This window comes from Bradyrhizobium sp. AS23.2 (assembly GCF_001908185.1).
Taxonomy (GTDB): domain Bacteria; phylum Pseudomonadota; class Alphaproteobacteria; order Rhizobiales; family Xanthobacteraceae; genus Bradyrhizobium.
This window is the reverse complement of record NZ_LGHM01000169.1, coordinates 19,338-29,197: the sequence shown is the minus strand read 5'-3', so window position 1 is coordinate 29,197 and position 9,860 is coordinate 19,338. Positions and strand designations below refer to the sequence as shown.

Annotated in this window: 7 protein-coding genes; 5 read left to right on the top strand and 2 right to left on the bottom strand. The window is 62.9% G+C overall.

Going from position 1 to position 9,860, the window contains the following annotated elements:
* Positions 1-166: 166 nt before the first annotated feature.
* Positions 167-3,544: an adenylate/guanylate cyclase domain-containing protein gene (locus AC630_RS32770; RefSeq protein WP_074122580.1), complete on the bottom strand. Its 3,378-nt coding sequence runs from the start codon at positions 3,542-3,544 to the stop codon at positions 167-169.
* A 170-nt stretch (positions 3,545-3,714) separates the two neighbouring features.
* Between AC630_RS32770 and AC630_RS32765 the strand changes: the two genes are divergently transcribed.
* The 3 genes from AC630_RS32765 (at position 3,715) to AC630_RS32750 (ending at position 5,610) form a co-directional block, all read left to right on the top strand.
* On the top strand, positions 3,715-3,906 hold the full coding sequence (locus AC630_RS32765; RefSeq protein WP_143198496.1) for a hypothetical protein: 192 nt from the start codon (positions 3,715-3,717) through the stop codon (positions 3,904-3,906).
* Positions 3,907-4,309: 403 nt separating this feature from the next.
* Positions 4,310-4,534 (top strand): hypothetical protein, encoded by a 225-nt coding sequence (locus AC630_RS32755; protein WP_074122577.1) that lies wholly within the window; start codon positions 4,310-4,312, stop codon positions 4,532-4,534.
* 197 nt (positions 4,535-4,731) lie between these two features.
* A complete protein-coding gene (locus tag AC630_RS32750; protein WP_074122576.1) occupies positions 4,732-5,610 on the top strand; it encodes a beta-keto acid cleavage family enzyme in 879 nt (292 codons plus the stop codon).
* A gap of 5 nt (positions 5,611-5,615) precedes the next feature.
* Here AC630_RS32750 and AC630_RS32745 read toward each other — a convergent pair whose 3' ends face one another.
* Positions 5,616-6,536 carry an AraC family transcriptional regulator gene (locus tag AC630_RS32745; RefSeq protein WP_167561322.1) on the bottom strand — a complete coding sequence of 307 codons (921 nt, stop codon included), beginning with the start codon at positions 6,534-6,536 and terminating at the stop codon, positions 5,616-5,618.
* Between the two features lie 331 nt (positions 6,537-6,867).
* Here AC630_RS32745 and AC630_RS32740 point away from each other — a divergent pair, with 331 nt between their 5' ends.
* Together AC630_RS32740 and AC630_RS32735 are read left to right on the top strand one after the other, a co-directional pair.
* Positions 6,868-9,384 carry an autotransporter outer membrane beta-barrel domain-containing protein gene (locus AC630_RS32740; protein ID WP_083636473.1) on the top strand — a complete coding sequence of 839 codons (2,517 nt, stop codon included), beginning with the start codon at positions 6,868-6,870 and terminating at the stop codon, positions 9,382-9,384.
* Positions 9,385-9,519: 135 nt separating this feature from the next.
* The gene (locus tag AC630_RS32735; RefSeq protein WP_074122573.1) at positions 9,520-9,735 is read left to right on the top strand and encodes a hypothetical protein; all 216 of its coding nucleotides are present in this window, start codon (positions 9,520-9,522) and stop codon (positions 9,733-9,735) included.
* The last annotated feature ends 125 nt before the right edge of the window (positions 9,736-9,860 follow it).

The following is a 9,860-nucleotide window of genomic DNA, read 5'->3' as shown; positions in this document are numbered from 1 at the left end:
GTTGCCGAACGTGCTCGGCCTGCATGGTTCGAGACGCCCGCCTACGGCGGGCCCCTCACCATGAGGGTTTGATATCTCGCCGCGAAACGTGACCTCATCCTGAGCGGCCGCCGCAGGCGGGCGTCTCGAAGGATGGCCGCAGGCGAGCTTCCCGCCACGTTTCTCTTCATACGCGATAGCGCCTGTCGTCCCCCATTTGCCTACGCGACATGGTGTTCAGCTGGTCCAAGAGGAGTTTGGCATCTTTCAAATCAGGCGTGTCGCCCCCCTCGACGAACCAGATGTAAATCGGCTCCAGTAGGGAAATGGCTTCAACATATCTGCCTTCGTCATGCCAATGCCTCGCAAGGCTGGTGGCGGCGCGCAATTCCCACCAACGGGCCTGCTGCTGCCGCGCGATCGTCAATGCCCGCTGCAGTTCAGCTTCCGCCGCGCCCTTCTCGCCCAAACTCAAGCGAATCTCTCCCCGCAAGCGATACAGTTCTGCTTCGAAAAACCGTTCGCTTGTTGCTTCGGTCTGTTGAACGGCCTCGTCCAACAAGGCGAGGCCAACTTCAGGCTGACCGAGGCTCGCATGGGCAGAGGCGATATGGCACAAATAAAGAGTGCGCCGGTTCCACTCAGAGTTCGAGTCGGCCGCCGCCAAAGCACTTCGCATGAGCTCGATGCCAAGTTGGAGATCACCAGCCTGGGCCAACAGGGACCCTCGAAAGAAACGTGCTCTTCGAACGAGAGCAGCGAATTCATTGTCGACGCCTAGGGATATCGCTTCATCAGCCTGGGCCAGGGCCCGCTGTGGATCGCCGCCCATCGTGCCGAGGACAGCCATGTTAGTGAAGGCTAAGGCGGTCGTGAAAGTGCGTCCTATTGCTCGGGCACGCTTCTCGGCTCGCTCCGCAGCGGCGGCGGACTGCTCTGGACAGCCAAGCAGCAACAGCACTGATGCGAGCATCGACAGAGTGTTGACTTGATCGTCGACACCGAAGCGACGATACGTCGCGATCGCTTCTGGATTGGTCGCGCAAAGTGCGAGCGTTCGCTCCAGATGAACGCGTGCTTCGACGAACGCGCCCATGTAATGCAAGGTCTGGCCCATGAACCGGTTCGCCAGCGCCGACACCCCAGGATGATCATGCTTTAAAGCCAAGGCTGAGAATTGCTGAGTAACCTCCAGCGCCGCGGTATGCTCCGCCCGCATGCTGTGAGCCAGGTAGGTTCCCCAGAGGATCGTCATCTGTTCTTTCAACGTGCCAGCGTCGCCGAGCAGCTCGCGAGCACGTGAGAATACCCTTGATGTTTCGTGCGCGGCATCGCCCTCGGTTGCCGCCACTGCCGGCCCAAGGGCAAGGTAAAAATCCAGCTCTTTGCGAACGCGTTCGGGCGATTGTGCCGATTGCCGAGTCAGCTCTATTCCTCGCCTGAGATGCTTGACGGCTTCACCGTTTGCCGAGCAGCTCAACGCACGATTACCAGCCTTGAGCCAGTAGTTGGTGGCGAGGTCAATGAAGCCGGCTTCAGTGAAATGGTACGCGAGGATTTCCGGCTCGCTCATCACGACATCCGAAAATTTTTCCTCGAGTGTGCGCGCAATTTGACCATGCAGTTGCTGCCGCCGTCTCTTGAGCAAACTCTCATACGCCGCATCGCGGACTAACGCGTGCTTGAAGCTGTAGACGGCCTCCGGCGGCTCGCCGTGGCGGTATACCAGTTCCGCCTGCTCCAGTTCGGTGAGTGCATGCTTCAACACGGTCTCGTCGCGTGGGATCACCGCACGGATCAACGAATATGAAAAGTCGCGCCCGATGGTGGCACCAACTTGGGCGATCTGCTTCACCGAATGCAGGCGGTCGAGCCGCGCCATTAAGGAGTCCTGAAGGGTTTCCGGGATCGCCAGAGGCGGAAGGGGCGCATCAAGCCGATAGCCGTCGGGGAGCTCAACCAGGATGTCCGCTTCGAGAACAGCCTTGGTGAGTTCCTCGACGAACAGCGGATTTCCATCGGTCTTTGCTACGATCTGTTTCAGCACTTCGGTGGGGAGCGCGCGGCCGTTGGCCACGTGCGTAACGATACGTTCGACGTTCTCACGGTTGAGCCGATCGAGCGCCAAGGTACCGACATTGGCGAGACCAGCCCAAGGTGGTTCAAACTCCGGTCGGGAGGTGACCAGTGCAAGGATCGGCAATTGGCGCGCTCGCTCGACGATGAGATCGAGGAGCTCCAGTGACGTATCGTCGGCCCATTGCGCGTCTTCGATCAGCAACAGGACGGGTTGCCGGCGCGCATGAATTTCGAGCTGATCGAGCAACGCTGCGAGCGTCCGGCGTCGCTGTTGCGCCGGGCTGAACACCGGTTGAGGATATCGGTCGCCGAAGGGGATTGATAGCAATGCGGCAAAAAGCGGAGCCACAGCGTGAACCTGCGTTGTGCTTGAGGCGAGCAGGGCTTCCAACTTGTCGAGGCGTCGACCGGGCGCATCCTCTGCCTTAAACCCGGCCGCTCGTTCCAACGCGTCAATGACTGGACGAAGCGCGCTATTGGCATGGTAGGCTGAGCACTGGTAACGAAAGCGCGTGTGCGCCTGTCGGGCGAGACGATCGGCGAGAGCTGCTGCGAGACGGGACTTGCCGATTCCAGGTTCGCCTGAGATCAAGATGATTTGCCCTTCGCCCTTCCAGGCCAGGCGTTGGCGGTCCAGCAGGAAATCCATCTCGGCCTCGCGGCCGATGAGATCAGACAGGCCGGTCGGACGGACCGCCTCGAAGCGGCTATTGGGAGCCGACGGGCCCTCGACCGCCCATGCCCTGACAGGTTCGCCAATACCCTTAAGCTCGTGCTGGCCAAGGTCGCGCAGACAGAAAAGGTCGCCTAGCAGCCGGCGCGTGGACTCCGCGATGACGACTGTATTCGGTTCGACTAACGTTTGCAGGCGAGACGCAAGGTTCGGCGCGTCGCCGACCACAGCGTGTTCCCGCAGCTTGCCTTCGCCACCAAGGTCGCCCACCACCACTATGCCGGTAGCGATGCCAATGCGCACCGAGAGAGGTTCTCGAGCACGTGTTTCGAGCCTCGCAACAGCGGCGATGATATCGAGCCCTGCTCGAACGGTTCGCTCGGCATCGTCCTCGTGTGCGCGGGGATAGCCAAAATAGGCCAATATCCCGTCTCCGCGGAAATCAGCAAGGAAACCGTCATAGGATAGCGTGATACGGGCACAGGCGGCATGATAGGCATCGATCACGGCGCTCATGTCCTCTGGATCAAGTCGGGCCGTCAGGGCTGTCGAGCCGACCAGATCGCAGATCAGTATCGTGAGATGACGGCGTTCGGCGTCGTGTCGACGTGCCCGCTCGGCGACCAATTCGGCCCGATTGATTTCGGCAATCGCGCGCAGCATTTTACGGCGATGGCCGAGCAGGACCCCGAGCCTGTCGAGGTCCTCGTCCGTCAGTTCGGGAAGGACGCTAACATCGATCCCGTTCTCGGCAAAACGCTGCGCGTATTGCCCAAGCCCAAGTTTCTCGAGCCAGTCCGCAATCTGCTGCATTGGCTCTGCCCACGAGCTTCTCTGCTATGTTTGTGGTTTCGGCTGGCGAAATGGTTCAAGTCATCGGCTGCAGTCGCCGAGGCCGCGACGCTCGCTTGCGTGGTCGGCGGTAAGCGGGTCCATCTGCAGCACGCTGGCCGAGGCCCAAGCGCGAGTTGTTGCGCGGATCGGTGGAAGTTTCCGAGCTGAAGACCGAGATCGCCGAGCCAATGGCCGCATTCGCCAAACTGCAGCTCCCAGATCACGAGGGTGCCGGTCGCGGCAAGGTGTTCGATCTGAAGCCGAGCAATGAGGATACGCGACGACGCCTCGCCGGCGTCGATCGCTCAATGAATCGACGGCGCCTTAACTTGGGCAAATGATGAACTCGGCCCGCTCGCTTACAGTCTAGATGTCGTGATCGGTCGGGCTATCGAGTCATGCAGAAAGTAGCAGAGTTTCTGCTGTACGCGGACCGCTGCGAGCGCCTCGCAGACGCGATGGGAGATGCTGCGAGCTGCCACGGCATGAGGGAAACCGCAAAGCAGTGGCGCTCTATGGCCGAGCAAAGACAGCTTCTCTTAGAGGTTCCGGCGTACCGCATGATTTCCAGTCGCACCGATGATCCGCTATCCGAAAAGCAGGTCGGCGGTCCTTCCCGGATGCCGGAGCGTTCAAAAAGGGGGCTGGGGGCATAACTCAACTGGCATGCAGCTCACGTCCCGAGCGTGGCGGTGGCACTGCCCGCCGTTGTCCCCATCCTGCCGCAATGGTACCAATCCAGCCATGGCCGAAGGCGACCCCATCCGCATCATTCCTCACCGCGGCGTAGACGATGACTGCGGCAGCCTTGAAGTATGGTTCGCCGACGGACGGAAATCGGTCAGGTTCTATTGGGACAACCTTGTCTCACGCCGGTTGAACCCCAGCACCCTCACGCGACAAGACGCCATCGAGAAAGCCACAGCGCTGGCGAAGGCTGAGATCGACAAGCTGGACAATCCCGAGTGAGAGCCTCCGGCTTGAGTCGGCCGCGCGGGAGGCGTATCTCCCGCTTGTATCAGCGGATTTTCTACTTTTTACACTGGCCATACACTCGGGCGCCTGCCGATTGATATTGGTAGGTCATTTCCGCTGTTGACTTTCCCACCAGGGAAGAAGGAAGAGGGCAGCGGTCGCGTTGAGTATACGGGCAAGGGCAACATCACATGACCACTGGTAAGACCATCATCACCTGCGCGATCACGGGCAACCTGACAAAGCCCGAGCAGTCCCCTTATTTGCCGATCACGCCCGAGCAGATCGCGACATCGGCGCTTGAAGCGGCCGAAGCCGGCGCTGCCATCGCCCACATCCATGTGCGCGACCCCGCGACCGGCCGGCCCTCGATGTCGATCGACCTCTACCGCGAGGTGGTGGAGTTGATCCGCGCTCGCAGCAAGAGCCTCGTCATCAATCTCACGACCGGTCCCGGCGGGCGCTTCGTACCCTCAGTCGAGGATCCCCGCGTTGCCGGACCCGGAACCACGCTGATCCAGCCGGAAAAGCGCGTCGAGCATATCGAGTTGCTCAAGCCCGACATCTGCACGCTCGATCTCAACACCATGAACTCCGGCGGCGAGGTCGTGATCAACACGCCGCGCAACGTCCGCATCATGGCCGAGCGCATGAAGGCGGCCGGCGTGCTGCCCGAGATCGAGCTGTTTGATTCCGGCGACTGCCATCTCGCGCGCGACATGTTCGCCGACGGCACGCTGAAGGGGCCGGGCCTGTTCTCCCTCGTGCTCGGGGTGAAGTACGGCTTCTCGGCTACGCCGGAGACGATGTTCTATGCCCGCAGCCTGTTGCCGCCGGGCGCGATCTGGTCCGGTTTCGGCATTGGACGCGCCGAATTCCCGATGGTGGCGCAGGCCTGGCTGCTCGGCGGCCACGTCCGCGTCGGCATGGAGGACAATCTCTATATGTCGAAGGGCGTGCTGGCGAAGACCAATGCCGAGCTGGTCGCCCATGCCGCAGGCATCCTCAAGAGCCTCGGCGCTACCGTCGCGACAGCAGCGGACGCGCGCGCCATGCTGGGGCTGACGTAAGGCTGCTACTCGCGCTGCTCACGCCACACGCATTTCGCCGCCTCGCGAAAATCGGAAGGGCGGCTGCCGAAATGGCGGCGGAAGGCGCGGTTGAAGTATGAGACGTCGCCAAAGCCGCTCTCATGGGCGATCTGCGCGATGTTGAGATGGCCAAAGCTTTGGTCGACCAGCATGCGGTGGGCCTTTGCCAGCCGCTCGGCGACCACGAAGGCCGAGAACGACGAGCCGTCCTGCTCGAACAATTTGCGCACGTAGCGTGGCGAGATGCCGTGGCGGATCGCGATGGCTTCCGTCGAAAGCGCGCTGTCGCCGAGCGCCTTCAGGATGTCCGACTTGATCGCGGTCAGCCGTGCGGCGGTGCCGCCGCGTGAGCGTGCGAGCTCCGCATAGTCGCCATGGGCGCCGAGTGCGAGCGCGGCAAGGTCGAGCATGTGCTCGGATACACTGCGCGCGATCGCCGGATCGATCGCCGAGCCGTCGGCGACGATGTCAACATAGCGGGTCAGAAGGCGCAGCGCGGTGTTGGAGCTCGGAATCGGCTGGCCGAACGCCTGTGTATAGTGCGGAGCACGGCGCGCGATCACCGGCAGGGGCAACAGCAAGGTGACGAAGCTGCCTTCCGTCAGCATGGTGCTGGTCGAGGGATCGAGCGGGGCGATCACGCTCGCGCTGCCGATTCCGGAGATCAGCTCCTTGCCGAACTGGGTGGCGCTGGCGCGGCCTGAGCGCAGCACACTCACGACGATGAGATCCTTGGCTCTTGTCGCGAGCTCCCTGGAGGCGCGGTAATGCGCCGGCGAGCGCGAGCCGGAGGCGATGCTGACGCCATAGAGTTGGCTGAAGGTCACGTCGGCGTGGAACGGAGTGTCTCCGATCGGCTCGATATCGACGGTGGCGATGCCGCGCCCATAGACCTCGCGCCACATCTGAAGTCGCCTGGCTTCCGGAAAAGCGTCAGTGGAGATTCGTGCGCGCCGAAGCGATCCCGTGTCCTGCATTGGCCCCCGCCAGAAAACATCGCGTCGAATCCTTGGACGCGTCGTCGCGTCTTTGCGTTCGAAGCCGTTCCGTCCAGGACGATATTTTCCGCGAGATGGTGGCGCGGAGGCCACAGGTTTTTGAAGAAAACTCACAGTTGTGCCGCATCGACTGATGCGGTGCCGCCGAGGCCAAGACAGTCAGAACCTCCCCGGGTCAAGTGAGCCGCGCGGCTGCTTCGGCTGCAAGACTTTGAGTTGCAACACTCGGGAATGACTGATGAAAACGACGATCGGCCGGACGCGCCACAAGTTGCTGCCACGGGCGACATTTGACGCGCGGCAGTCCTTGAGGCGATCTCGGGGAGGGCTGACGATCGCTGCGTCGGTGGTTGTCCTCGCCAGCCTGGCGCCGACGCCGGCCATGGCCGCCTGTGTGCAGGCAGGCAATGTCGTCACCTGTAGCGGGGCGAGCAGCACCGGCTTCGGCACCGGCATCGAGACCAACCTGGCCGTGACCGTTCAGTCCGGCGCCTCGATCACGGTCCCCTCGAACGTCAACGCGATCGATCTCGGCAACGGCAATACTGCCACCAACAATGGCGCCATTTCGGTCGGCGACAACGCGTTCGGTATGACCGGGACCGACAACAACGTCTTCACCAACACCGGCACGATCGCGATCGGCTCCAATGCCGCCGGTATGTTCATGCAGGGCAGCAACAGCACGGTGTCGAACACCGGTTCGATCAGCGGAACAACGAACACCGGCGTCGGTATCGACGTTCTCGGCGCCGGCAACGTGGTGACCAACTCCGGCTCGATCACGATGACCGGCACCGGTTCGACCGGCATCGCCGGCAACGGCATCGGCAACACCATCCAGAACTCCGGCACGATCACGGTGGGCAGCGCCACCGGCACCAATGGTCAGGCCGTTTTCCTGATGACCGGCAACTCGTTCGCCAATAGCGGCACCGTCAGTGCCGCCGGCATCAACAGCGTCGGCGTCAGTGTGTGGGACACCGGCAATACCGTGACCAACAGCGGCACCATCATTGCGACCGGCGTTAACGGCATTGCGCTCGGCCTCGCCGGGAGTGGCAATACGATCGTCAACGGCGGCATCATCAAGGCCACCGCTAACGGCTCTTCCTTGTTCTCCTTCGGCACGACGGGCAACGTCATCACCAACAACGGGACGCTCGACGGCGCCATGACCGTGATCGGCACCGGCAACAGCCTGACCAACAACGGGCTCATCACCATTACCGATCCCGCGATGCCGCTATCTCTGGCCAATATCGGTTTCGGCGGCACGTTCATCCAGAACGGGCAGGGCGTCCTCGCCCTCCGCGTCGATAGTGCAGGCCATCGCGACGGCCTCTACGCCGTGGATGCCGCCCAGCTTGGCGGCACCTTCCGCGCCGTGGTGCAGGCGGGCCTTTATCAGGCGACGACGACCTATACGAACGTGGTCCAGAGCGGAGGCGCGGTGACGGGGCAGTTCTCGAATGTCACCTCGTCGTCCGCGTTCTTCACGGCGACAGCAACCTACAACACCAACTCCGTCGACGTGACCCTGTCGCGCCAGGGATTTGGTGCGGTTGCAGGGGAAACGGCCAACCAGCGTGCGGTCGGCAACGCACTCGAGGCCGGCTATTCGCCGGCGCTCACTGGTACCGCGGCAGCGTTCTATTCGCAGCTGCTGGCGGCCGGATCGGTGGGCGTGCTCGACAAGCTCTCGGGCGAGGGCACCAGCGGCACCCAGAACACCGCCTTTGCCGCCGCCGCCATGTTCGGCCAGACCATGGACGGTCAGATGAACGCCTGGCGCGTCGGCAGCCGCGGCGGTGCGGCGGGATCGGGCGCGCTTGGTTATGCCGAGGCGCGGCCGGTGACCTCGGCGTTCAACGCCCTGAAGGCACCGCCGCTCGTCCAGCCGCAATGGCACGCCTGGGCCTCCGGCTTCGGCGCGGGGCAGTCGCTCACGGGCGACGCGGCGACCGGCAGTGCCGGTTTCAGCGACCGGATCGCCGGCGGCGCGGTCGGCGTCGATCGCCTCGTCAATCCTGACCTCCTGGTCGGCATCGCCGCCGGCGGCTCCAGCGCCACGTTCAATGTCGACGATCGCGCCACCTCGGGCCGGCTCGACGGCGCCCATGTCGGTGCCTATGCGATGCAGCGTCTTGGTGCGACCTACGTGTCTGCGCAGCTCGCCCACAGCCATTTCAACAATTCGACGACGCGCACCATTGCCGGCGTCGGCCCTGATGAGATCGCCAAGGGATCGTTCGGTAGCGATCAGTTCGGCGGACGGCTGGAGATCGGACACACCTATGATTTCAGCACCGTCGCGGTGACGCCGTTCGCCGCGCTGCAGGCCGCAAGGCTGTGGCAGGCGGGCTATACCGAGACCAGCGTCAGCGGCGCAGGACCCGGCGTGCTCGGCCTCAGCTATGCCGCGCGCAACGTGTCGTCGCTGCCGCTGTTCCTCGGCAGCAAGTTCGATGCGCGCTACGACCTCGGAGGCGGTATGATGTGGATGCCGTTCGCCAACGTCGCCTGGGTGCACGAGTTCTCGCCGACCCGCGGCGTCACCGCGGCGCTGGTATCGCTGCCGGTTGCCGGCTTCACCGTCGAGGGCGCGCGTGCGGCGAGCGACGCCGGCCGCGTCGAACTCGGCTCGCGCCTCGTGCTGAACTCCTGGTCGGAACTGTCCGCGCGCTTCACCGGCGAGTTCTCGAATGTGGGCCAGAGCTATGCCGGCACCGGATCGTTGCGGATAAACTGGTGACGTCAGCGTGACGCCCGCGCGGCTTTCCCGAGGCTTGCGTGCAATCCCCAGATGAACCCGATCCGTACTCGCACAGGCTTCCGCTACGCGCGCGACTCTGATTCCATCCCTCCACTGGGTTTGGGAGGGAAGTGCATGTCCTACACGATCGGGTTTCAGGCCAAGGACCAGAAGGCAATTCTGGCGACCGAGGCGGCAACGGCCAATCAGGCGGTCGCCATCATTGCCGCGCTGCGGCGAAGCGCCGACGAAATAAAATTCATCCGCTCGCCGCAGGAAGGCGACATGGGCATCGAGATGCTGCTGCTGCTCGCCAAGGAAGAGGCCGAGGAGATGCCGCAGCGGGCTTAGAGCATGATCCGGAAAAGTGTGTATCGGTTTTCCGAAAAGATCATGCTCAGACAATAGGCTAAAGCGCGATCTCATCGCGCTTTAGACGCGCGACCACACTTCGGTCAGAAGCGAAACATGCCGGC